1 protein-coding gene is annotated in these 276 nt (G+C 44.2%); it reads left to right on the top strand.

Translation table 11 applies throughout. The features are described from left to right. A partial coding sequence (locus CWB77_RS18365) for a hypothetical protein (protein WP_138623886.1) occupies positions 1 to 201 on the top strand: 201 nt, incomplete at its 5' end. Positions 202 to 276: the final 75 nt, after the last annotated feature.

Raw genomic sequence — 276 nt, 5'->3', positions numbered from 1 at the left:
ATTGCCCGCGCTAAAGCTAAAAAAGCAGCGCAAGCTGATGAATTAGCAAAACAAAGTGAAAACACTGAGCCACAAAGCAACGATGAATCTTCACAAGCTTCACAGCAAACAGCTCAAGAAAAAAAGAAAGCCGCCGTAGCCGCCGCTATTGCTCGCGCTAAAGCTAAAAAGCAACAAAAAGAAGGAAACGATCAGTCATGAAACTAACCATGGCCAGTTCACCCCACAATCATAGTCACAAATCTGTGACACGGTTAATGTTAACTGTGAGTGCGG

It is taken from the genome of Pseudoalteromonas sp. S1610, from assembly GCF_005887465.1.
GTDB lineage: Bacteria > Pseudomonadota > Gammaproteobacteria > Enterobacterales > Alteromonadaceae > Pseudoalteromonas > Pseudoalteromonas undina.
Note: the sequence above shows the minus strand (reverse complement) of the source record. Positions and strands in the feature narration are given on the sequence as shown.